The sequence below is a fragment of the Mesorhizobium sp. M0621 genome (assembly GCF_040320745.1).
Lineage (GTDB): Bacteria > Pseudomonadota > Alphaproteobacteria > Rhizobiales > Rhizobiaceae > Mesorhizobium.
Window position 1 is genome coordinate 26,284 of sequence record NZ_JAMYQF010000022.1, and the last position, 21,028, is coordinate 47,311.

22 protein-coding genes and 1 pseudogene are annotated in these 21,028 nt (G+C 64.0%); 9 read left to right on the forward strand and 14 right to left on the reverse strand.

Features of this window, described 5'->3' with window-relative positions; translation table 11 throughout:
* Positions 1 to 46 precede the first annotated feature (46 nt).
* Together NKI38_RS17090 and mutL are read left to right on the forward strand one after the other, a co-directional pair.
* A complete protein-coding gene (locus NKI38_RS17090; protein ID WP_352659413.1) occupies positions 47 to 949 on the forward strand; it encodes a LysR substrate-binding domain-containing protein in 903 nt (300 codons plus the stop codon).
* A gap of 106 nt (positions 950 to 1,055) precedes the next feature.
* The gene (mutL, locus tag NKI38_RS17095) at positions 1,056 to 2,924 is read left to right on the forward strand and encodes a DNA mismatch repair endonuclease MutL (RefSeq protein WP_352659475.1); all 1,869 of its coding nucleotides are present in this window, start codon (positions 1,056 to 1,058) and stop codon (positions 2,922 to 2,924) included.
* A 23-nt stretch (positions 2,925 to 2,947) separates the two neighbouring features.
* Here the strand turns inward: mutL and NKI38_RS17100 are convergent, their stop codons facing one another.
* Positions 2,948 to 3,634 carry a hypothetical protein gene (locus NKI38_RS17100; protein WP_352659414.1) on the reverse strand — a complete coding sequence of 229 codons (687 nt, stop codon included), beginning with the start codon at positions 3,632 to 3,634 and terminating at the stop codon, positions 2,948 to 2,950.
* 260 nt (positions 3,635 to 3,894) lie between these two features.
* On the opposite strand from NKI38_RS17100, the gene NKI38_RS17105 reads away from it, so the two are divergent.
* Positions 3,895 to 4,233, forward strand: a complete 339-nt coding sequence (locus tag NKI38_RS17105) for a c-type cytochrome (RefSeq protein WP_352659415.1) — start codon at positions 3,895 to 3,897, stop codon at positions 4,231 to 4,233.
* Here NKI38_RS17105 and NKI38_RS17110 read toward each other — a convergent pair.
* Positions 4,230 to 4,537, reverse strand: a pseudogene (locus NKI38_RS17110) (IS1 family transposase); the annotation flags it as partial. The gene NKI38_RS17105 and the pseudogene NKI38_RS17110 overlap by 4 nt on opposite strands.
* A gap of 44 nt (positions 4,538 to 4,581) precedes the next feature.
* A complete protein-coding gene (locus NKI38_RS17115) occupies positions 4,582 to 5,475 on the reverse strand; it encodes a DMT family transporter (protein ID WP_352633312.1) in 894 nt (297 codons plus the stop codon).
* A 91-nt stretch (positions 5,476 to 5,566) separates the two neighbouring features.
* Here NKI38_RS17115 and NKI38_RS17120 point away from each other — a divergent pair, with 91 nt between their 5' ends.
* Positions 5,567 to 6,493: a LysR family transcriptional regulator gene (locus NKI38_RS17120; RefSeq protein WP_352659416.1), complete on the forward strand. Its 927-nt coding sequence runs from the start codon at positions 5,567 to 5,569 to the stop codon at positions 6,491 to 6,493.
* On the opposite strand, the gene NKI38_RS17125 is transcribed toward NKI38_RS17120, so the two are convergent.
* On the reverse strand, positions 6,490 to 6,864 hold the full coding sequence (locus NKI38_RS17125; RefSeq protein ID WP_352659417.1) for a hypothetical protein: 375 nt from the start codon (positions 6,862 to 6,864) through the stop codon (positions 6,490 to 6,492). The genes NKI38_RS17120 and NKI38_RS17125 overlap by 4 nt on opposite strands.
* A 334-nt stretch (positions 6,865 to 7,198) precedes the next feature.
* Here NKI38_RS17125 and NKI38_RS17130 point away from each other — a divergent pair, with 334 nt between their 5' ends.
* Positions 7,199 to 7,438, forward strand: a complete 240-nt coding sequence (locus tag NKI38_RS17130; RefSeq protein WP_352659418.1) for a DUF2093 domain-containing protein — start codon at positions 7,199 to 7,201, stop codon at positions 7,436 to 7,438.
* Between the two features lie 51 nt (positions 7,439 to 7,489).
* On the opposite strand, the gene lpxK is transcribed toward NKI38_RS17130, so the two are convergent.
* The 6 genes from lpxK to NKI38_RS17160 form a co-directional block, all read right to left on the reverse strand.
* On the reverse strand, positions 7,490 to 8,515 hold the full coding sequence (lpxK, locus tag NKI38_RS17135) for a tetraacyldisaccharide 4'-kinase (protein WP_352659419.1): 1,026 nt from the start codon (positions 8,513 to 8,515) through the stop codon (positions 7,490 to 7,492).
* 1 nt (position 8,516) lies between these two features.
* Entirely contained in the window at positions 8,517 to 9,833 is a 1,317-nt protein-coding gene (waaA, locus tag NKI38_RS17140) for a lipid IV(A) 3-deoxy-D-manno-octulosonic acid transferase (RefSeq protein ID WP_352659420.1), read from the reverse strand.
* Positions 9,830 to 10,621 (reverse strand): lysophospholipid acyltransferase family protein, encoded by a 792-nt coding sequence (locus tag NKI38_RS17145; protein WP_352659421.1) that lies wholly within the window; start codon positions 10,619 to 10,621, stop codon positions 9,830 to 9,832. The genes waaA and NKI38_RS17145 overlap by 4 nt, the downstream gene beginning before the upstream one ends.
* Before the next feature lie 5 nt (positions 10,622 to 10,626).
* Positions 10,627 to 10,872 (reverse strand): DUF4170 domain-containing protein, encoded by a 246-nt coding sequence (locus NKI38_RS17150; protein WP_056593794.1) that lies wholly within the window; start codon positions 10,870 to 10,872, stop codon positions 10,627 to 10,629.
* A gap of 102 nt (positions 10,873 to 10,974) precedes the next feature.
* A complete protein-coding gene (locus NKI38_RS17155) occupies positions 10,975 to 11,778 on the reverse strand; it encodes a 3'(2'),5'-bisphosphate nucleotidase CysQ (RefSeq protein ID WP_352659422.1) in 804 nt (267 codons plus the stop codon).
* Positions 11,765 to 13,108, reverse strand: coding sequence for a TldD/PmbA family protein (locus NKI38_RS17160; protein WP_352659423.1), 1,344 nt, complete (start codon positions 13,106 to 13,108; stop codon positions 11,765 to 11,767). The genes NKI38_RS17155 and NKI38_RS17160 overlap by 14 nt, the downstream gene beginning before the upstream one ends.
* A gap of 166 nt (positions 13,109 to 13,274) precedes the next feature.
* Here NKI38_RS17160 and NKI38_RS17165 point away from each other — a divergent pair, with 166 nt between their 5' ends.
* Positions 13,275 to 13,691: a VOC family protein gene (locus NKI38_RS17165; RefSeq protein ID WP_352659424.1), complete on the forward strand. Its 417-nt coding sequence runs from the start codon at positions 13,275 to 13,277 to the stop codon at positions 13,689 to 13,691.
* A 27-nt stretch (positions 13,692 to 13,718) separates the two neighbouring features.
* Here NKI38_RS17165 and epmA read toward each other — a convergent pair whose 3' ends face one another.
* On the reverse strand, positions 13,719 to 14,765 hold the full coding sequence (epmA, locus tag NKI38_RS17170; RefSeq protein ID WP_352659425.1) for an EF-P lysine aminoacylase EpmA: 1,047 nt from the start codon (positions 14,763 to 14,765) through the stop codon (positions 13,719 to 13,721).
* A gap of 114 nt (positions 14,766 to 14,879) precedes the next feature.
* On the opposite strand from epmA, the gene efp reads away from it, so the two are divergent.
* A complete protein-coding gene (gene efp / locus NKI38_RS17175; RefSeq protein WP_352633299.1) occupies positions 14,880 to 15,449 on the forward strand; it encodes an elongation factor P in 570 nt (189 codons plus the stop codon).
* Positions 15,450 to 15,670: 221 nt separating this feature from the next.
* Here efp and NKI38_RS17180 read toward each other — a convergent pair whose 3' ends face one another.
* The gene (locus tag NKI38_RS17180) at positions 15,671 to 17,128 is read right to left on the reverse strand and encodes an LVIVD repeat-containing protein (RefSeq protein WP_352659426.1); all 1,458 of its coding nucleotides are present in this window, start codon (positions 17,126 to 17,128) and stop codon (positions 15,671 to 15,673) included.
* 103 nt (positions 17,129 to 17,231) lie between these two features.
* On the opposite strand from NKI38_RS17180, the gene NKI38_RS17185 reads away from it, so the two are divergent.
* A complete protein-coding gene (locus NKI38_RS17185) occupies positions 17,232 to 18,131 on the forward strand; it encodes a LysR family transcriptional regulator (RefSeq protein ID WP_352659427.1) in 900 nt (299 codons plus the stop codon).
* 175 nt (positions 18,132 to 18,306) lie between these two features.
* On the opposite strand, the gene NKI38_RS17190 is transcribed toward NKI38_RS17185, so the two are convergent.
* Positions 18,307 to 19,401, reverse strand: coding sequence for an alkene reductase (locus NKI38_RS17190; protein ID WP_352659428.1), 1,095 nt, complete (start codon positions 19,399 to 19,401; stop codon positions 18,307 to 18,309).
* Positions 19,402 to 19,459: 58 nt separating this feature from the next.
* Entirely contained in the window at positions 19,460 to 20,248 is a 789-nt protein-coding gene (locus NKI38_RS17195) for an SDR family NAD(P)-dependent oxidoreductase (protein ID WP_352659429.1), read from the reverse strand.
* 110 nt (positions 20,249 to 20,358) lie between these two features.
* On the opposite strand from NKI38_RS17195, the gene NKI38_RS17200 reads away from it, so the two are divergent.
* Positions 20,359 to 20,922, forward strand: a complete 564-nt coding sequence (locus NKI38_RS17200) for a TetR/AcrR family transcriptional regulator (RefSeq protein ID WP_352659430.1) — start codon at positions 20,359 to 20,361, stop codon at positions 20,920 to 20,922.
* Positions 20,923 to 21,028: the final 106 nt, after the last annotated feature.

Here is a 21,028-nt window from a genome sequence, read left to right on the forward strand (position 1 = left end):
TGGATGTGACGCTGGAAAATCCTGATCGCTTGTATAAGCTGAGCTTATGCGAAGCCTGCGCCATCTCCTGCCCTCGGCCGGCAGCCTGATCGTCTTCGAGGCCGCCGGGCGGCTGTCGAGCTTCACCGCCGCCGGGCGCGAGCTCGGCATGACGCAGGCCGCCGTCTCCTATGCGGTGCGCGGGCTGGAAGAACAGCTTGGTGCCAAGCTTTTCCAGCGCCGCCACCGCCAGGTCATCCTGACCGAGGCCGGTGAGCGCTTCCACGCCGACGTCTCGCTCGGCCTTTCGCATATCCGAAAGTCGGCGGAGGATCTGCGCCTGCAGGCAACCGGCGGCCACGTTACGCTGGCCGCCTCGACGGCCTTCGGTTCCTTCTGGATGATGCCGCGCCTGCAGCAGTTTCGCGACGAACTGCCCGGCATCGACCTGCGCATCCAGACCGCCGACCGCGACCTCGACATCATCGCGGAAGGCATCCCGCTCGGCGTGCGCGGCGGCGAGCCGAGGGACTGGCCGGACTATCACTCGCTGCCGCTGGCGGACGAGGAGATATTTCCCGTCGCCGGCACCAGCTATGCGGCAAAGTTCGGCCTGCCCAAATCCGTCGCGGAACTGGCCACGCACCGCCTCATCCATCTTGAAGAGCCGTATCGCGAGGCGGCCAGCTGGGACGAATGGTTCCTGTCGGCCGGCGCCAATCTCAGCGACACCGCACGCGGCCTGCGCATCAACGACTATGGCCTGGTGATCCAGGGCGTCATGGAAGGGCAAGGCATCGCTCTGGGCTGGCGGCACCTCGCCGAGCGGCTGCTGGCATCGGGCCTGCTGGTGCCGGTGACGGATCATGTGCTGAGGACCGGCAAGGCGTTCTACGTCGTCTGGCCAAAGAACCGGGAACTGAGCGAAAATGCGCGCAAGGTCAGGGATTGGCTGGCGGCGCAGGCGTGAGGGAACAGTGCCTCCCAGTTCCTTGGAAGTCGGCGGGACAGCACCGCGCTATTCCGCCTACATCGAATGCTTCCTCATCGCCTTCGAATCCGCCTATAGTGGCGCCATGCCCATCCGCCAGCTTTCCGAAACGATGATCAACCAGATCGCCGCAGGCGAAGTCATCGAGCGTCCGGCAAGCGTGGTCAAGGAACTGGTCGAAAATGCGCTCGATGCCGGTGCTTCGCGCGTCGAGATCGTCACCGCCGGCGGCGGGCTGAACCTGATCCGCGTCACCGATGACGGCTCCGGCATTCCCGAACCGGAGCTGGCGCTGGCGATTGCGCGTCACTGCACCTCCAAGCTCACCGAGGATATCAACGACATCCGCTCGCTCGGCTTCCGCGGCGAAGCGCTGCCGTCGATCGGCTCGGTGTCGCGGCTGTCGATCCGGTCGCGCACGGCAACAAGTGACAGCGCCGCCGAGATCGGTATCGACGGCGGCCGCGTTTCGGCCATCAGGCCGGCGGCCGCCAATCGCGGCACCACGGTAGAGGTGCGCGACCTGTTCTTCGCAACGCCGGCCCGGCTGAAATTCATGAAGGGCGAGCGCGCCGAAAGCTCCGCGACCAGCGATGTGATCAAGCGCATCGCCATTGCCTTCCCCGCCGTGCGCTTCACGCTGGCCGGCTCGGATCGCTCGACACTGGAACTGCCGGCGGCCGACGACGGCGCGGAAGGCAGTCTGCGCCGCATCGCCCAGGTGATGGGCGCCGACTTTCCCGACAATTCCATTGCCATCGACGCGATGCGCGAAGGCGTGCATCTGACCGGTCACGTGTCGATCCCGTCCTTCACCCGCGCCAATGCGCTGCAGCAATATGCCTATGTCAACGGCCGCCCGGTGCGTGACAAGCTGATCGCCGGCGCCATTCGCGGTGCCTATGCCGACGTCTTGCCGCGCGACCGCCATGCGGTAACGGTGCTGTTCCTGTCGCTCGATCCGGCTATCGTCGACGTCAATGTCCACCCGGCCAAGGCCGATGTGCGCTTCCGCGACCCTGGCTTGGTGCGCGGGTTGATCGTCGGCTCGATCCGCCAGGCGCTTGCCGATTCCGGCATCCGCGCGGCCACCACGGGCGCTGCCGGCATGATGGCCGCTTTCCGGCCCGGCCCCGCATCCTACGGTCACGGCGGCCCGGCGAACGGCCACCGCAGCTACGACGCGGCCTACCGCGCGTCGGGCTCGTCCGGCTTCGATGCTGCCCGTTCATCCCAGCGCCCTCTCGACATGGGTTTCGAGGGAGCGGGCTTCGAGCATCGCGGTTTGCGCGAAAACGAACAGGCGGCGTTCGATGCCGGCGCCAGCGCCGATGCGCGCGCCGGCCAGACCGAAGCGGCCGAGACTTTGCTTGGCGCGGTGCTGGGTGCGGCACGCGCGCAGGTGCATGAGAACTACATCGTCGCGCAGACTAGGGATTCGCTCGTGATCGTCGACCAGCACGCGGCGCATGAGCGTCTGGTCTATGAGGCGCTGAAAAATGCGCTGCATTCGCGCCCCGTGCCCTCGCAGATGCTGCTTCTGCCTGAAATCATCGATCTGCCCGAAGAGGATGCCGAGCGGCTTGCCCTGCATTCCGAGACGCTGGCACGTTTCGGGCTCGGTATCGAGCGCTTCGGCCCTGGCGCCGTTGCGGTGCGCGAGACGCCGTCGATGCTCGGCGAAACCAATGTCGGGCAATTGGTGCGCGACCTAGCCGACGAGATCGCCGACAACGACACGGTCGAGACACTGAAGGAGCGGCTGGACAAGATCGCCGCGACCATGGCTTGCCACGGCTCGGTGCGCTCCGGCCGCCTGCTCAAGGCCGAAGAGATGAACGCGCTGCTGCGGCAGATGGAGGCGACACCAGGCTCCGGCACCTGCAACCACGGCCGCCCAACCTATATCGAACTCAAGCTGGCGGATATCGAAAGGCTGTTCGGGCGGCGTTGAGGTCTTGCTATCGGCGTCCCGCTTCATTTCCTCTGGCGGTATTTTTTGGTCTTGCGGTCAAAGGCATAGTCCATCGTATATCCGGCGCCGCCACCTCGAAAATTCACCGAAATGATGTCCTTGCCTCGCTCGGCCCACTTCTGGACGTTCGCATAGATGGACGTCATCAGCATGCCGGCATTGCAGTTATCATCATCATCGAAGGCGATCTCCTGAACGACCTTCCTGCTGCTCTTTTTGATGACCCGCATCTTCGCCATGCAAGTGCCTGAGTCGGTGTTCGTATAAAGTCCGGCAAACCTGTGGGCCGCTGTTTCGGCCCAGAAGGGAATCTCGACGGTTCCGTCGAGCTTTGGGTCGCCAGTATCGTCCAGACTCGCGACCTTCTTGAGCGTGACGGGATACGTGTCTGCCCCCTTGCTCCAGGTGCCGGTCGCGCCGCTTTCAGCCATGTCGAGGGAAAATGGGCATCCGGTGGTGTCGACGGGGATCTTTGAGCCAACCACCAATATCCGGTCGAATTCCTTGTCGTTCGAAATCTCGCAGAGCGCGAGCCTGGTGCCGTTGAGCTTGCCGAACACGGCTATCGGGCTTTGTTTCGCGTCGTAGAAGTAGCTTCCCTCGACGGTCATGCCGCTGCCGAAGCCGTCATATGTCTGAAGCGAGACATGAACGGGCTGGGAGCCGATGGACCCTTCGTAATTCTCCACGTGATACCAACCCGCGGCGGCCTTCCCGCTCAGCAGAAGCACACAAGAAATTACGGATATGGACCATCTTCCCATCCCGACCCCGCTGTGTTCCACAAAAGCGGCCCACCATAGCCGCCCGCCTGGCGCATGTCTGCATCACAGCGGGCACGGGTAGTGTCTCAGTTTGAATTTCCGATCTTCGACCTTGGAAGATTCGCTACGCCGTCTCGCCGGGTGTAGGGTCGTCAGATCTTACGGAGCATTTCACGGAGGATAGTGTGCGTAGTTTGATCCTTGGCATGGCTGCCCTCGTGCTCACCTCCTCATTTGCGCAGGCAGCAGGCGACATCACCGCCGGCCGGGCAGTCACGGTGAAATGCCAATCGTGCCACGGCAAGGAAGGCCTCGGCAGAGCTCTGGCCGGCGGTGGCGAAGCGCCCAATCTCGCCGGGCAGAAGTACGACTATCTCGTCCACTCGCTGATGGCTTACAAGGCCGGAGAGCGCAAGAGTTATATGATGTCGTTGGTCGTCAACCACCTGAGCGATGAAGACATCGCCAATGTTGCGGCTTACTATGCCGCGATCAAGATTACCGTCGAAGCTCCGCCGCCTTAAGCCACCTTTTTGTACGGTCCGCGCTTGCCCGGCTTCGGCGCAACGGCATCCATCTTCTCGCAAAGATCGTCCATCGACCAAGCGTCTGAGACACGCCAGCGGCCATTGCCGGCGTCATTTTCAACGTCTTGTGCATTTTGATGAAGTTGTACCAGACGGTGTAGATCGCGACCATGTGGATATGGTTTTCGAACTTCTTTGAGAACGCATTGGTAAGGCGCGTGAAGCGGCGGTTTGCCATGCGCATGGTGAGGTTGGCGCGCTCGATATGCGACGTGCTGACATGCACCGGATCGGGATTGCCTTCGGCTCGGGATTTGAGTCCGGAAACAGCTCCAATCTTTTGCTTTAACGCTTCAAATTCACAACGATGACGCCGCCGAGCGCCAGCGCGCCGCCGAGGATGCCAAGCAGCGTCGGCACTTCGCCCAGCCAGAAGAAGCCGATCAGGGCAGACATGGGCGAAACCAGATAGAGGAAGTTCGACGCACGTGCGGCCGGCAGACGCGACAGAGCGGTTGCCCATGCGGCATAGGCGATGAGGCTGGGCACGATGCCGAGAAAGATCACAGCGCCGAGACCGGCGGTGTTGGCAACCGCTGCCTGCGCAAAGCCGCTCGGCAGGAAGGGTGCCAGGCAAAGTGCGCCAAGCACCATATTGGAGGCCGAAATGGTCAACGGATGATGGCGGGCAAACAGCGGCTTCTGGACGATGGTGTTGACGGCCGAGCACAAGGCCGAGCCAAGCACCAGCAGGGCACCGGTGTTAAAATGCAGGCCATGCCCGTCGGCCATGGCGATGACGCCAATGCCAGCGAAGGAGATCACCGTGCCGGCCCAGGCCATGCCCGAAAAACGCTCGCCAAGCAACGCCATTGCCATGATGGCGGTGAAGATCGGGCTGACATTGATAATGAAGCCGGCGGCACCGGCCGAGACGGTCAGTTCGCCGAAATTGAGCATTACCGTGTAGAGCGCGACGAAGATGGCGCCGCCAAAGACCAGGCGCCACACTTCGTCGAGCCTGGGCAGCGCCGGGCGCTTGACGGCGAGGAAGATCGCCGCCGGCACGGCGGCGATGGCAAAGCGCAACGCACCGAGTTCCAGCGGTCCGAAGGCGGCAAGACCGGCACGGATCGCCGGAAAGGCCGATGCCCAGCCGACCACCGTCAGTGCCACCGCGATGGCTGCCGTGGTGTCCATCCGCTGTGTCGGATTCAACGTACTGGTCATTGCGCTCATCTCACTGCCCTCGTATTCTTCGGTCCCGAAAGGCAGAAAACGCCTTTTCGGGCCGGTTGACAAACGACCAAATCGAGGATCACCTGTGACTATGGATCACAGCTCGTACACAATGGTACCGCTCGAAACGCTGCGCGCCTTCGACGCCGCGGCGCGAACGGGCAGCTTTTCGGCGGCGGCAGAAAAGCTCAACATCACCCACGGCGCCGTTAGCCGGCAGATCGCCAAGCTCGAAGACTGGCTGGGATTGAAAGTGTTCGATCGCGGCGCGCGCGGCGTCTCGCTGACCATCGAAGGCAACCGGTTGCATCTGCGCACGGCCGAAGCCTTCGCGCTCATATCGAGCCATTCCGACCGCTGGGTCGAGCCGCGCGGCACCGCCGTGGTGAGGCTGACCTCGATCCCCTCGGTCAGCGGGTTGTGGCTGATGCCGCGCATGGCAGCGCTGGAGAACGATCCTTCCAAGCTGCGCATCGTACTTGACGTCGACATCCGCCAGGCCGACCTTGCCGATGAGGGTATCGATCTCTCGATCCGCTGCGGCCGCGGCGGCATTCCGGGCCGCATTTCGGTGCAGCTTTTCGAGGAACATGTCTTCCCCGTCGCGTCACCCGAGCTTGCCCGCGAGATCGGGCGCGGCGACCCTGCCCGGCTGCTCAAATATCCGCTGATCAACGATTCCGACGCGTCGGCCTGGCGCGCCTGGTTTGCCGCACAAGGCATGGACTACCGCCCGCGCCCGCAGGACCGCCGCTTCGAGGATTACAATCTGGTGCTCGACGCCGCCGCCTATGGGCTCGGCATCGCGCTGGCGCGCCCGCCGCTGACCGGGCATCAGTTGGAGTCGGGCCGCATCACTCCCGTCGACGAGCGTACCGCGCTCAATCCGGTGTCCTACTGGCTCGACCGACCGATGGGGCGGCCACGTGCCGCCGCGGCGGAACTGGCGCGCCGTATCGCTGTGCAGGCAGGCCTGGCGCCGGAAAAGATGGAAGCCTTCATCGACGCCGAGGGTTAGCGCAGCACCAGGAGAACGAACCCGACGATCGCCGCTGCCAACAGCCCGGCAGCCAACGATGTCAGCCCCACGCTCATCTGCCTGCTTCCGGGCCGCACGTTGCTCGACCGGGAAGCCGCCTGCCCTCGTCCCGCAACCGCATTGGCGTCGGTCGCGCGGCGCAGGGCCGGAACCTCAGGTGAGAGAAGCGCAAGCCATGGCAGTGCGGCAGGCCTTGCGGCGGCTCCCTCATCGACCCTTGCCAGGGGCGGTGTCAGGCCACGTTGCGTGGTGTCGCCGTCGGCCGGTCTCCTCGCCGCAGTCGGTGCCGGCGCTGCATCACCGGCTGTTTCACCGTCCGGTTCCGCGAGCGCCAGATAGGCCTGCACCATGTCTGCTGGGCTCTCGCGGTCGCCGGTAATAAGAGCACAGGCAGTGTCGGTGTCGCTGCCGGACGCACGGGCGCGCCGGATGGTGGCGGCGGCGCCACCAGCGCCTTCACGAGAGCGGCTTTTACTGGATCGGCCTTTGCCGACGGCACGGCCTGCGGCGTCATCGCTTCCCTGAGCAAGGCGGCAAGACGAGCAGAGGAAATGTCCATTGTGCCCCGGCAACAGCGTTTTTCTCCCCAACAATAGGGGTTCAGCATTGTCTCAGGCTTGTCACATGCTTGACCTCGCCGGGAATTTATGGCGATGAAATCCCCATGAACCTCAGCGTCCCTGCATGATGAACCGTTTCGAAGGCCCCGGCGGCAAGGAAGCCCGCATCCGCTATCTCGATGGCGACTTCCAGGTTACCAGCCCCGGCGCATTCGTGCGCTGCGCGGTGACAGGCGAAAGCATTCCGCTCGATGAGCTGAAATACTGGAGCGTCGCCAGGCAAGAGCCCTATGTCAGCGCAACTGCATCCCTGCGCCGCGAAATCGAGGTGCATCCGGAGTTGCGTAAGCGCTCCACCTCTTGATTTAGCGCAATTCCGGACGGAAAACCGTTTCACACTTTTCCTGGAATTGCGCTAGCCCTTCAGCTTTCGCTGACGCCAGGCATCGAGCGTTTCGTCGATGATGCGTTCGGGCACGTGATCCAGCTCGAAAACCGTGTCGATCTCCAGCACATCGAGCCGGTCGAGAAAGTCCTGTGAGGCGCCATGGCGCATCCGGGCGGCGTCCTTGGCGGTGGTGATGAGGCCGAGCCCTTCGGCACGGGCCGTTGCCGCCAGTTCGGCAAGCTCGTCCTCGGCATAGAAATGATGGTCCGGAAACGGCCGCGTCAACACCAACTCGCCGCCGGCCTCGCGCACCGTGTCGAAGAATTTCTCGGGATGGCCGATACCGGCGAAGGCGAGGAATCGCTTGCCGGCAAGCCCTGCCCTACCGCTTGGCTCGGTATGGGCTTCGAAGATCGCCCGGCCGGCGCGTGCCGCCTGGCGGACGACGGCGTCGGCGGCGATGCCCTCGCCCATCTTCAACAGCCCGCTGGTGAAGACCAATTGGTCGACGACCTTGGCCCTGAGCGGACCGCCCGGAATGACGCGGCCGTTGCCGATCCCGTAGCGCGCATCGACGACGACCAGCGCGTAGTCGATGTGGATGCGCGCGCTCTGAAAACCATCGTCCATGATCAGGAAATCGCAGGCATGCTTTTCCAGCAGCAGCCGGGCGCCGGCGGCGCGGTTCGGCGTCACCGCCACCGGCGCATGTTCGGCGAGCAGCAGCGGCTCGTCGCCGACATGCCTGGCGCTGTCATGACTGATATCGACGACATGCGGCTCGGCAAAGGAGCCGCCATGGCCGCGCGACAGGAAGCCCGGCTTGAGATGCATGCGTTTGGCCTGTTCGGCGAGCGCGATGGCCACCGGCGTCTTGCCAGTACCGCCAACAGTGAAATTGCCGATGCACAGAACCGGTGCCTCGATCTTCTCGCGCTTGGCCCGCCGCATGCCGCGGCCGGCGGCGAGCGCATAGATGGCCGATAGCGGCGACAGTGCCAGGACCCGCCAGTCCGGCTCTTCCCACCAGAATGGTGGTGCTTCGGAAGCCACGCTAGCGCCCGTTCGCGCCCTTCAGGCGCGACTTGACGACCAGCGGCTGGATGTAGGGCTCAAGCGATTTCAGCGTACGGGCCAGCGCACCGCGCATCTCGTCGACGGTCGCCACGCCCGCCGCCATCATCTCGTGGCGCGCCACTTCGTTGGTCAGGAGGAAATTGACGGCGCCGGCCAGCATGTCGCGATCGCGCACCAGCTTGGCGCCGCCGCTGTCGAGCAGACGCTGGTAGGCCTCGCGAAAATTCTGCACGTTGCGGCCGGCGAGAACCGCCGTGTCGAGCATGGCCGGCTCCAGCGGGTTCTGGCCACCCTCGGAGGTCAGCGAGCGGCCGACGAAGGCGATTTCGGTCAGCCTGAGATAGAGCCCCATCTCGCCGATCGTATCGCCAAGCAATATGTCGGTGTCGGCAGTGATCCTGTCGCCTTTGCTGCGCCGGGCGACTTTCAGGCCCATGCCGGAAATCTGCGCCGCCAGCGCCTCGGCGCGATCGGGATGGCGTGGAACGACGATCGTCAGAAGACCAGGGTGACGCTTGTGCAGCGTCGCGTGGACTTCCGCCGCGACCACCTCCTCGCCGTCATGGGTCGAGATCGCCGCCCAGGTCGGGCGCGCGCCGATCTGCCGCCGCAGCGTCGCCAGCACCCGTTCGTCGACCGGCGGCGGCGAGGTATCGACCTTGAGGTTGCCCGACACGGTGACCGGCCGCGCGCCGAGCGCTAGAAACCGTTCGCCATCGACATCCGACTGCGCCACCACATGAGCCAGGTTCTCGAACAACGCCTCGGCGATGTTGGCCCGTTTCTTCCACGACCTGAACGAACGGTCGGACAGCCTGCCATTGACCAGCACCTGCGGCACGCGGCGCGCGCCAAGCTCGAGGATGGTCATCGGCCAGATCTCGGATTCGGCGATGATCGCCAGATCCGGCTGCCAGTGATCGAGGAACCGGCTGACCGCCGGCTTGAGGTCGAGCGGCACATACTGATGGATGATGCGGCCACCGAGCCGCTCGTCGGCGACTTGCGCCGAGGTGACCGTGCCGGTCGTCAGCACGATGTTGACGCCGTAGTCGAGAATGCTTTCGACCAGCGGCACGACGGCTATGGTCTCACCGACGCTCGCGGCATGGATCCAGATCACCGGACCCTCGGGCCGCGGGCGGCCCGCGACGCCATAGCGCTCGCGCCGGCGGTAGCGATCTTCCTTGCCGCGCGAGGTGCGCCAGGCGACATAGGGCCCAACCAGCGGATAGGCGGCCGCCCCCGCGAAACGGTATGCCGACAGCATGGCTCGCGCCCAGCGACCGCTCATCGCGCGGCATCCACGAGACGGTAGGCCTCGGCGGTCGCGGCATTGAGCGCAACCGTCACTTCCTGGCGCTTGCGCTCCATTTCGGCGTCATCGGCGCCGGCCGCCACGAAGATCGGCGACCCGATGACGATCGACGATCGGCCGAACGGCAAGTTGATGGTGGTCTTGTCCCAGCTCTTGTCCAGCACCTTGCGGCGGCTGGTGGTGATGGCGACGGGCAGTAGCGGCCGACCCGAGAGGCGCGCCAGGAGAACGATGCCAAGCCCTGCGTCTCGCGGCGTACCGTGCGGAATGTCTGCGATCATGGCGACGTTCTTGCCGACAGCGAGCGACTTTTTCAGGGCGATAAGCGCTTTTGCCCCGCCCTTGTCGAGATGCCTGGCATTTTCTCGCCCGCCCGAACCGCGCACCGCCTCGATACCGAATTTCTCCAGCATCAGCGCGTTGAGTTCTGCATCGGCGCTGCGCGAGACCATGGCGACCAACGGCTTGCGCTTGGGGTAATAGGCCGGCGTCAGCAGATGCTGGCCGTGCCACAGAACGATGATACCGGGCTCGAACTCGGTATAGGCATCGCCCGAAAACCGCGCCGATCCCTCGACGACACGGTTGGTGAGGCGGACGAACCGGACGAACTGGGCGAACAGGCTGGCGATGGCGTTCTTGACGAATCGCGACTCCGCCAGCGGTTGGCGAATCTTGCGCCAGAAGGCCTTGGTCGTGCGGCTGCGTCCCCTGCCCGTGGGCGCGGCATCGCTTTCTGGCCCTTTCGCCAGGTCATGCTCCATCGAAGTCAACCGGCAGCCTTGTTGTCAGGGTCAAGCAGCCGGTGCAGATGAACGACGAAATAACGCATGTGGGCATTGTCCACGCTGGCTTGCGCCTTGGCTTTCCACGCCGTGTGCGCGGATTGATAGTCCGGATAGATGCCAACGATGTCGAGCCCGTCGAGATCGCGGAAATCGGTGCCGCCAAGCTTCTTCAGCTCGCCACCGAACACCAGATGCAAAAGCTGTTTCTTTCCGTCTTCCGCGGCCATGTCGGTCCTTCACATATCGTGAGTTTGTGACAGGTCTAGACCAAAGCCGCCGACTTTGGAACCTTAGAGCCTGATGAATTCATCTCGTTTAGGAAAGCGCTTTCACGCATCCAGCCCGGCGATGACGTCGGCGAGCACGGCCAGCAGTTCACCGCTGCCGGCGGCAAGCGCGCCGTGGCGGGTCACCTCGCCGGCATAGAGCGGGGCGCGGCCATGCTGGTCGAGCAACTGGCCGCCGGCCTCGCGCAAGATGAGATCGGCCGCCGCAATGTCCCAGTCATGCGCATTCGGCTTGACGAAAGTGGCATCCAACGCGCCATTGGCGATCATGGCCAGCCGATAGGCGAGCGAAGGGCTATAGGGCGCCCGCTTCAGCCGCGCCTGCCATTCGGCCGGCATCAGGTCGGTCAACTGCTTCAGCCCGGAAATCTCGGCCGTATCCGCCAGCTTGCGCACCGCAATGCGCTTGCCGTTGCGGAAGGCGCCCTGGCCGGGCAGCGCCCAATAGGTCTCCTCCATCGCCGGGCATTCCAGCACGCCGGCCAGCGTGCGGCCATGCTCGACGACGGCAACGCTGACGCACCAGGTGCGCTGGCCTTCCAGGAAACCGCGCGTGCCGTCGATCGGGTCGACGACGAAGGTGCGGCGTGCCGAAAGCCGAACCGGATCGTCGACTGTTTCTTCCGACAGCCAGCCATAATCCGGCCGTGCCGCCAGCAGCGTTTCGCGCAGATAGGCGTCGGCGGCGTGATCGGCCTCGCTGACCGGCGAAGTGCCGCCCTTCATCCAGACTTGCGGGCTGTTGCCGAAGTAGCGCATGGCGATGATCCCAGCCTCGCGGGCGGCATCACGCAGCAGCGGCAAATCTTCGGTGGCGCCGGCAGTGGTCAGATCATGCTCCGGCAAGGGTCATGCCTTCGATCAGGAGCGTCGGGGCCGCAGTGCCGAAATTGCGGTCGAGGTCATCGGCCGGCACCATGTTGAGGAACATGGTCTTCAGGTTCGAGGCGATTGTGACCTCGGCGACCGGATAGGCCAGTTCACCATTCTCGATCCAGAAGCCCGAGGCGCCACGGCTGTATTCGCCGGTGACCATGTCGACGCCCTGGCCGAACACTTCGGTGACGTAGAAGCCGGTCTTGAGCGATTTGATCAGCTCTTCCGGCGAGCGCTCGCCAGGCTCGATGGCGAGATTGGTGGAGGATGGCGAGACGGAAGAGCCGCTGCGCGCCCCGCGTCCGTTGGTGACGAGCCCAAGCTCGCGCGCCGCCGATGTCGACAGGAACCAGTGGTTGAGCACGCCCTTTTCGACCATTAACAGCTTTTCGCCCTCGACGCCTTCGCCGTCGAACGGACGCGAGGCCTGGCCACGCCGCCTGAGCGGCTCGTCGGTGACGGTGATGGCGGACGCGGCCACCTGCTTGCCCATCATGTCGCGCAGGAACGAGGTCTTGCGCGCGACCGAGGCACCATTGATGGCGCCGGCAAGATGGCCGGCGATGCCGCGCGCGACGCGCGGATCGAACACCACGTCGACCGGTCCGGTCGCCGCCTTGCGCGCGCCGATGCGGCGCACCGCGCGTTCGCCGGCCTTGCGGCCGATGTATTCGGGTGTATCCAGATCGGCAAAATGCTGGCGCGAGGAGAATTCATAGTCGCGCTCCATGCCCGTGCCCTCGCCGGCGATGACGCTGGCCGAGCGCGAGAAACGCGAGCCGACATAGTGGCCGAGGAAGCCGTGCGAGGTGGCCAGAACCAGACCGCCCAGGCCGGCACTGGCGCTGGCGCCAGCCGAATTGGTGACGCCCTTGACGGCAAGGGCCGCCGCTTCGGCTGCAAGTGCGGCCTCTTTCAACTGGTCGGCCGACACTTCGGTAGCGTCGAATAGGTCGAGATCGCGCGTCTGGTTGGCGAGCAATGCCGGGTCGGCCAGCCCCTGATAGGGATCCTGCGGCGACACTTTCGCCATCGCAACGGCGCGCTCGGCCAGCACCTTCGGATCCGAGGCCGCTGTCGCCGAAACACTCGCCACCCGACCACCGACGAAAACGCGTAGCGCGACATCCTCGCTCTCGGAGGCCTCTGTACCCTCGACCTTGCCGAGACGCACCGACACCCCGGTCGAGCGGCCGCGCACGGCCACCGCGTCGGCGGCATCGGCGCCGGCCTTTTTGGCAGCCTCGACCAGAGCCGCGACGCGGTCGGTCAACTTTGCTGCGTCTGATATATCGGTCATACCTGAAATCCTGCTGGTGCGGCCGGCGTCCGGTCGTTGCCCACCCATCTATTGTTCCGGTCCGGCTTGTGCAATGGCATAGCCTTCAATCAAAATGCAGGGTTGACGGTTCAAATCGCGAACCCTGCGACGCAAAATCAGTCCGCAGCCTGCTCGGAGCATTTCGATGACGCCTTTCCATCTCGCCTTTCCTGTCCGTGATCTCGATGAAACCCGCGTTTTCTATGGCGAGGTGCTGGGCTGCGCGATCGGCCGTTCGTCGGCGACCTGGGTGGACTTCGATCTGTTCGGCCACCAGATGTCGGCGCATCTGCGGCCGCAGGCAGCACAAGCCCCCAGCGACGGCAAGGTCGACGGCATCACCGTGCCCATCCCGCATTTCGGCGCCGTGCTGCTGATGGACGACTGGCAGCGCCTGGCGACGCGGCTGGAGGCGCGCGACGACATCGACTGGCTGGAACGGCCGATGGTCCGCTTCAAGGGCGAGCCCGGCGAACAGGCGACACTGTTCATCCGCGACCCCTCGGGCAATGCCTTGGAATTCAAGGGCTTTCGCTCGCTGGAGCAGATTTTCGCGCATTGAACAGGTCAGGACCGGCCGAAGAGCGATTCAGGGCGCCGTGACCGGCGTCCAGATCACATCTTCGATCTTCTGCGCGCCGGTCGCCAGCATCGCCAGCCGGTCGAAGCCGAGCGCGATGCCGCTGGCCGGCGGCATGATGGCCAGGGCGGCGAGGAAATCCTCGTCCAGCGGATAGCGCTCGCCATAGATGCGCTGTTTCTCGTCCATCTCGATGACAAAGCGCCGGCGCTGCTCCTCGGCGTCGGTCAGTTCGCCAAAGCCGTTGGCGAGTTCGACGCCGCAGCAATAGAGCTCGAAGCGCTCGGCGACGCGCGGGTCGCGCGGGCTCGGCCGCGCCAGCGCCGCCTCGGCCACCGGATATTCGCACAGGATGGTCGCCCGCCCCTGCCCGAGGAACGGTTCGATCTTTTCCACCATCACCCGGCTGAACAGGTCGGCCCAGCTGTCGTCGGGCGCGGTGCGCAGGCCGGCCCGGCTCAAGGCGACGTACAGCGCGTCGCGGTCGGTGTTGCCATCGGCGGCGACCGTGGCCAGCAGGTCGATGCCGGCATGGCGAGAGAAGGCATCCGCCACCGTCAGCCGCTCCGGCTCGGCGAACGGATCACAATCTCGGCCGCGGAAGGAAAAGCGCGTCGCCCCTGCCCTTGTCGCGGCGAGCGCCAGAAAGGCCGCGCAATCCTGCATCAGGCTCTCATAGGCCTCGCCCACCCGATACCATTCGAGCATGGTGAATTCGGGATGGTGCAAGGCGCCGCGCTCGCGGTTGCGGTAGACCGGACCGAAGCTGAAAATCCTGACTTCACCGGCGGCGAGCAGCTTCTTGCAGGCGAATTCCGGCGAGGTGTGGAGATAGAGCGGCGACCGCGCGCCGTCCGGTCCTATCGCTTCCGTGGCGAAAGCCGCCAGATGCGCCTCGTTGCCGGGCGAGACCTGCAGGGCCGCCGTTTCCACCTCGACGAAATCATGGGCGGCGAACCAGTCGCGCAGGCTGGCGGCGATGGCGTTGCGCAGCATCAGCCGCGGGCGGCGGTCGGCATGGACATGCGGTGTCCACCAGGGCGAAGCTTCGGTCATGGGGCCCAGATCATGGTGGAAGGGGGCTGGCGGCGGCGGCCAAGATGCGGTAGGCCCCCATCCAGCGCCGCACAGACCGGCAAACGCCAATCAACTCTCGCAGGATTTAAAACCGTGGTGAAAGTCATCGCCAGTTCGCTCCGCAAAGGCAATGTCGTCGAAAAGGACGGCAAGCTTTATGTGATCCTCTTTGCCGAAAACATCCACCCAGGCAAGGGCACGCCGGTGACGCAGCTCGACATGCGCCGCATCGGCGACGGAGTGAAGGTCTCGGAGCGCTACCGCACCACCGAACAGGTTGAGCGTGCCTATGTGGAAGAGCGCGAGCACACCTTCCTCTATCGCGACGGCGAAGGGTTTCATTTCATGAACCCGGAAACCTACGACCAGGTGGCGGTGTCGGAAGCCGTGGTCGGCGACATGGCGCCTTACCTGCTGGAAGGCATGGCCGTGCAGGTGTCGCAGTTCAACGGCATTGCCATTTCCCTGGTGCTGCCGCAGCGCGCCACTTTCGAAGTGGTGGAAACCGAGCCGACGACCAAGGGACAGACGGCCTCGTCGTCCTACAAGCCGGCCGTGCTGTCCAACGGCGTGCGCACGCTGGTGCCGCCGCACATTGCGCCAGGCACCCGCGTGGTGGTGATGACGGCGGATGGGGCTTATGTGGAGCGGGCGAAGGACTGAGGGCGCGGCTTTTAGCTCCACGGATAGCGGGCGAAGGCGGTTATTCCTCAGCGATCGTTTCGCGCCATGAGCGACACCTTAGGGGCAGGGGATCGAATGACCGCCGTTGGCCCGAGAGCTGACAGACGGCTTTCGACATCAGAAAGCGGCAGCCTGAGTTTCAAGTCATCGTGGGTCCGCGTTTGCCAAAAACCTCGGTGCCGTGGAGCCGGAAAGCACCTTCACGGTCCGACACCATCGGGTTTCGGCCCCGTGTAGCGGAGTATCCAGAGCCCCTGATTCTTGTCGCTGATATACATGAAGCCGCGACGATCCACGACGACATCCTCGGTCTGCAGGACCAGCTTGTCCTCAGGCATTGGCCCGTAGCGGCGGGTGGGTTCCGGCGGGATGAAATAGCCGACCTCACGCGGAAGCCGCGTGTTCGAAACGTCGTAGATCCTGAGCCCAGCATTGAAGTGCGCGATATAGAACAGGTCGCCCTGTTTCTGGACATCGGGATGGTGCTGATGGTGGTTGATGTTGTGCGGCCCGCGCCAGCCGCCACGCGTTGTGAAATCCGAATAGGGAGCGCCTTCGGGCGGCACGGGTTCAGGCAACAGCGACAGTAGAAAGGGCTCGCTCGGATCTGAAATGTCGACGATCGACGCGTGATGCATCGGACCACGTCCATAGGTGACGTTCTCCGAATTGGCGAAGGCAATGCCGCGCTCGGGAATCGGCAGCACGCCATGCACGCCAAAACGCGAGTGGAAGGGAGGGCTGAAGCTTAGGCCGCCGACCTGCCTCGGCCGGGAGACGTCGCTGATGTCGAGCACAATTATGCCGGCCGCTCCATAAGGCAAATAGACGAGATCGCCGGTGACATAGGGCGGGCCGTGCAGCGAGACATCCGCGCCCGTGCTGGCGCAGAAGGCGCCGCACATGCATTGCGGCTTCAGTTGCAATTGGTAGCGATCGGAGGTCTCCTGATCGGCGGCGGGTTCGGCAGCCGCGAAGCTCTCGCCGCCGGTCTCATGCTGGCCCGGCACCCACCAACGTCCGGCTTCGCGCGGATTGGAGCGGTCCGATATGTCGAGAATGACGTAGATGTTGCCTTTGTATCCCGGCATGCCGGCGGCAAGGTGAACGTAGCGCCCGCCCGGATAGAGATTGCGGTGTGTGCCGTTTCCGCCGGTGCGGTAGTGGCTAAGTTGTTTCGGATTGACGGGATCGGCGATGTCCCAGATCAGAACCCCTTCGCCGAACGGCGCATCGGGATCTCCGCCGAAATTCGCGAACGGCTTTTCGAGTGCGGTCACCATCGTGTCGCCGGACAAATCGATCTGCAGGGTCCAAGTGTTCGTGCCGGGATAAGGCACGAATTTGACGACCTCCGGCTTTGCAGGATCGGTCACGTCGATGATGCTCCATCCGGAGTGCCAGAAGTGCCCCGTATAAAGATACCATCGCTCGCCTACCTGTCTGATCGCCATCTTGAAGGCCGGGCGATGATCGAGATCGGTATAGCCAACCGCTTCGACATTATGGGCGAAGGCGCCGGGCGGCGCCGGCGACGAAGCTGGAACCGGCTGTGCAAGTGCCTCGCAGACAAGTCCGGATTGAGAAGCCGCGGCGATCGCCGCCCCGGCAAGCGGTACCTTGAGCATCTGGCGGCGTGAAATCTCGGAATTCTTCAAAATCCTGCCTCCTTGTTTTTGCGGCTTTTCAGACTTTGCAGGCTCCAATATTTTCAGTCCAATATCGATTGGAGCCGCAGTAATTCGATTTGGGAAACTAGGAATGGACCACAAGCTCATGCAGTCCTTCGTGGCTGTAGCGGAGGAACTGCATTTCGGGCGCGCCGCAATACGCCTGCACATCTCCCAACCCCCTCTGACAAAGCAGATCCAGCAGCTGGAGCAGGCCATCGGCGTGCGCCTACTCGATCGCACCAAGCGCAAAGTCGAACTGACTGCTGCCGGCCGTGTGTTTCTAGACGAAGCGCGGGCAGTGCTTCATCAGACGGGGCAAGCGGTGGAGCTTGCCCGCAAAGCCGATCGCGGTGAAACCGGCCATCTGTCCGTCGGGTTCATCGATGCGGCGATCTACAGTGTCGTGCCCGCAATTGTTCAGCGCTTTGTTGAAGCTTATCCAGAGGTAGAACTGAGCCTGACGGATCTGCGCATTCCCAGTCAGATCAAACTCGTGGCCGAACGCCAACTCGATATCGGCTTTGTTCATCCTCCCATTGTTCACAACGCTCTGCAGGTCGAAAGTATCTTGGTCGAACCTTTGATCGTAGCCTTGCCGGAAACGCATCGGCTGGCCTCGGAAGCCGAGGTGGCGCTGGCGGACTTGGCACCAGAGGCACTGATTCAATTTCCGCGCGGCATCAATCCATCCCTTTATGACGAGATCGTCGGGCTGTGCCGGTCGTCGGGCTTCAGCCCAAGGATCGTGCGGGAAGCAACACCCAAGCAGACGATCATCGGCCTTGTGTCTGTCGGGCTTGGTGTCTCACTGTTGCCGGCCTGTCTTCAGAACCTGCGGCGATCCGGCGTGGTCTATCGCCCAATTCGGGGCCGAAACCTGGCTATCGACACCTCCATCATCTATCGGCGCGAACAGCCCTCACCGGTTCTGAAGGCATTCCTCGACGTCGTGCGGAGCACGACGCAGACCAATGGCCATGGGCGGTAGGTCTCAGCAATCACTTGGCTCGCGCGACCTTGGCTGCAGCCTCTTCGACGAGGGTGCGATCGCCGCTTTCCTCGGCCAAGTGAAGGGTCATCCGCGATACCTGCCAGCCGTTGCCGGTGCGGATAAGCGCGTTAACGCACGAGGATCAGACTGCTGCTGCACGGGCCTCGAAGGGTCAGGGGCGGCTTGCGGCTGCGATGGCGGGATAGTCGGTATAGCCAGCGGAACCGCCGCCATAGAGCGTCGCCGAGTTGAACTCCGTCAGCGGCGTGCGCGTCTTCAGCCGTTCCACAAGGTCGGGATTGGCGATGAACGGGCGCCCGAAGGCGAAGAGGTCCGCCTTGCCCTCGGCGAGCCGCGACGCCGCGAGTTCGAGGTCATAGCCGTTATTGGCGACATAGGTACTGTTGAAGCGCCGGCGGAGTGATCCGAAGTCGAACGGCGCGACATCGCGCGATCCGCCCGTGGCGCCCTCGACGACATGGATATAGACGATGCCCAAAGCGTCGAGTTGATCGACGATATAGTCGAACTGCGCCTGGGGGGCGCTGCTCGAGACGCCGTTGGCGGGCGAGACCGGCGAAATCCGGATGCCGGTGCGCTCTGAGCCGATCTCCTCGACCACCGCAGTCGCAACCTCCAGCATCAGCCGGGCGCGGTTCTCGACCGATCCGCCATAAGCATCTGTGCGGACATTGGCACCGTCCTTGGCGAACTGGTCCAGCAGATAGCCGTTGGCGCCATGAATCTCGACGCCATCGAAGCCGGCCTCAATGGCGTTCGCGGCTGCTTGCCGGAAATCGTTGACGATCCCCGCAAGCTCGTCGAGCGCCAGCGCGCGGGGCTCCGAAACCTCGACAAAACCGTTGTTCACGAACGTCTTGGTCGCGGCCCGGATTGCCGAGGGCGCGACGGGCGCGGCGCCGTTCTCCTGCAGATCAACGTGCGAGACGCGGCCGACGTGCCAGAGCTGCAGGAAGATACGCCCGCCCTTGGCGTGCACGGCTGTCGTGACCTTGCGCCAGCCGTCGATCTGAGCCTGGGAGTAGATGCCAGGCGTGTCCTGGTAACCTTGTCCCTGCTGCGAAATCTGCGTGGCCTCGGAGATCAGCAGGCCGGCGGAGGCCCGCTGGCCGTAATACTCGGCGGCAAGATCGCCCGGAACGAAGCCCTGGCCAGCGCGATTGCGCGTGAGGGGCGCCATGACGATACGATTGGAGAGCGTCAGCGAGCCGAGAGAATAAGGCTCAAAAAGTGCTTTGTTGGTCATAGGTCACCTTGTTTGTCCCCGCCGCGACGAGGTCGCTATCAAATGGATTCGTTGGTGCTCAGGCGACCTTGCGGTACCGCTCGGCGGGATGTTCGTTCCGATAGTTCGGAAGCATGGCCTGGCGCGCGGCCTGAAGCGCGTCCCACTGACCGGCATCGGGGAGTGGCGGGATGGTCACCGGTTCGCGGCGGTCGAAGCCGACCAGCGCCGCGTCAACCAGATCGTCCACCTCCATGACGTTGGAGAGCGTGTTGACGTCGGCGCCGACGTGGCCCCAGATCTCGGTTCGCGTCGTGGCGGGAAGCACGGCCTGGACGTAGACGCCCTTCGGCTCAAGCTCGAGGCTGAGCCCCTGCGACAGAAACAGCACGAAGGCTTTGGTTGCGCCGTAGACCGTCATGCCGAACTCCGGCGCCAGCCCGACCACGGAACCGATGTTGATGATCGCCCCTGCACCCGCCTTCGCAAGTCGCGGGGCGATGGCGCTGGCAAGCCGCAGCAGTGCGGTCGTGTTGAGCGCAACGAGCCGCGCCACGTCATCGGTGCTCTGTTCGACGAAGCTTCCGCCGATGGCCGTTCCGGCGTTGTTGACGAGGATTCCGATGCGGGCGTCGTCGCGCAGCCGCGTCTCCACCGTTGCAAGCTCGGCAGGTTGGGTAAGATCAGCCTGGATGATGTCGATCGCCACGCCGGTCTCCTCAACCAGGCGCGCCGACAGAGCCTCCATTCGTGCCACATCACGGGCAACCAGCACGAGGTCGTGTCCGCGGCGCGCGAAACGCTCGGCATAGGAAGCTCCGATGCCGGTGGATGCGCCGGTGATGAGGACTGACGGCATGACGGTCATGGCATTGCTCTTTTCTCTGATGGAACCTACATTCATGACGATCATCATGATTGCGGCTAAATATGATGGCGATCATGTAAATGTCAACGGGGACTGTGGAGAATTTTGAAATGAAGGTCAGTCGAGAGCAGATGGCGGAGAACCGTCACCGGATATTGGATGCGGCCAGCCGGCTGTTTCGCGAGAAGGGGTTCGACGCGGTCAGCGTGGCGGAAGTGATGAAGGCCGCCGGGCTCACCCATGGCGGCTTCTATGGCCATTTCAGTTCGAAGGACGACCTGATCGCGCAGACCCTTGCCCACGTCCTCGCCGCGGACTCAGGCGGAGGGGGCGATCTTCGCGCTTATGTAGGTTCCTATCTTTCGCCCCGGCATCGCGACAATTGCGCCGGCGGTTGCCCGACGGCGGGCCTTGCCGCAGCCATCCGCCATCAGACCCCGGCTGCACGCTCGGCCATGACGGAAGGCCTACGATCGCAGATCGACCGTATCGGCAAGGCGCTCCCGGAGTTGGATCCGGCAGATAGACGCCGCGCAGCGATCGGAAGCTGGGCAGCGATGGTGGGGGCAGTGATCCTCGCCCGGGCGATCGACGATCCCGCGCTCTCGGATGAAGTGCTTGAGCAGACGCATGCCTGGGTCGATGCCGGGATCAGCCAAGTGTCCGCCAGCTAGGTGGTCTGCGGCAGGAGTGCTCTTGTCGAGAGCGATGCGGCTATCGTCGGTGGTTGGGTGGCAATCTTGCAGAATATCGCACCGCATTGACCGAAAACGACAAAGC

Bases quoted from the DNA above. Each gene is read 5' to 3' on its own strand.
- NKI38_RS17150 (WP_056593794.1), bottom strand. From the start codon at position 10,872: ATGGCCGCGGAAGACGGAAAGAAACAGCTTTTGCATCTGGTGTTCGGT.
- NKI38_RS17145 (WP_352659421.1), bottom strand. From the start codon at position 10,621: ATGGAGCATGACCTGGCGAAAGGGCCAGAAAGCGATGCCGCGCCCACG.
- epmA (WP_352659425.1), bottom strand. From the start codon at position 14,765: ATGACCGAAGCTTCGCCCTGGTGGACACCGCATGTCCATGCCGACCGC.
- NKI38_RS17130 (WP_352659418.1), top strand. From the start codon at position 7,199: ATGATGAACCGTTTCGAAGGCCCCGGCGGCAAGGAAGCCCGCATCCGC.
- NKI38_RS17125 (WP_352659417.1), bottom strand. From the start codon at position 6,864: ATGGTGCAGGCCTATCTGGCGCTCGCGGAACCGGACGGTGAAACAGCC.
- NKI38_RS17165 (WP_352659424.1), top strand. From the start codon at position 13,275: ATGACGCCTTTCCATCTCGCCTTTCCTGTCCGTGATCTCGATGAAACC.
- NKI38_RS17185 (WP_352659427.1), top strand. From the start codon at position 17,232: ATGGACCACAAGCTCATGCAGTCCTTCGTGGCTGTAGCGGAGGAACTG.
- NKI38_RS17195 (WP_352659429.1), bottom strand. From the start codon at position 20,248: ATGACCGTCATGCCGTCAGTCCTCATCACCGGCGCATCCACCGGCATC.
- NKI38_RS17115 (WP_352633312.1), bottom strand. From the start codon at position 5,475: ATGAGCGCAATGACCAGTACGTTGAATCCGACACAGCGGATGGACACC.
- NKI38_RS17090 (WP_352659413.1), top strand. From the start codon at position 47: ATGCGAAGCCTGCGCCATCTCCTGCCCTCGGCCGGCAGCCTGATCGTC.
- NKI38_RS17120 (WP_352659416.1), top strand. From the start codon at position 5,567: ATGGATCACAGCTCGTACACAATGGTACCGCTCGAAACGCTGCGCGCC.
- mutL (WP_352659475.1), top strand. From the start codon at position 1,056: ATGCCCATCCGCCAGCTTTCCGAAACGATGATCAACCAGATCGCCGCA.
- NKI38_RS17200 (WP_352659430.1), top strand. From the start codon at position 20,359: ATGAAGGTCAGTCGAGAGCAGATGGCGGAGAACCGTCACCGGATATTG.
- NKI38_RS17190 (WP_352659428.1), bottom strand. From the start codon at position 19,401: ATGACCAACAAAGCACTTTTTGAGCCTTATTCTCTCGGCTCGCTGACG.
- NKI38_RS17160 (WP_352659423.1), bottom strand. From the start codon at position 13,108: ATGACCGATATATCAGACGCAGCAAAGTTGACCGACCGCGTCGCGGCT.
- waaA (WP_352659420.1), bottom strand. From the start codon at position 9,833: ATGAGCGGTCGCTGGGCGCGAGCCATGCTGTCGGCATACCGTTTCGCG.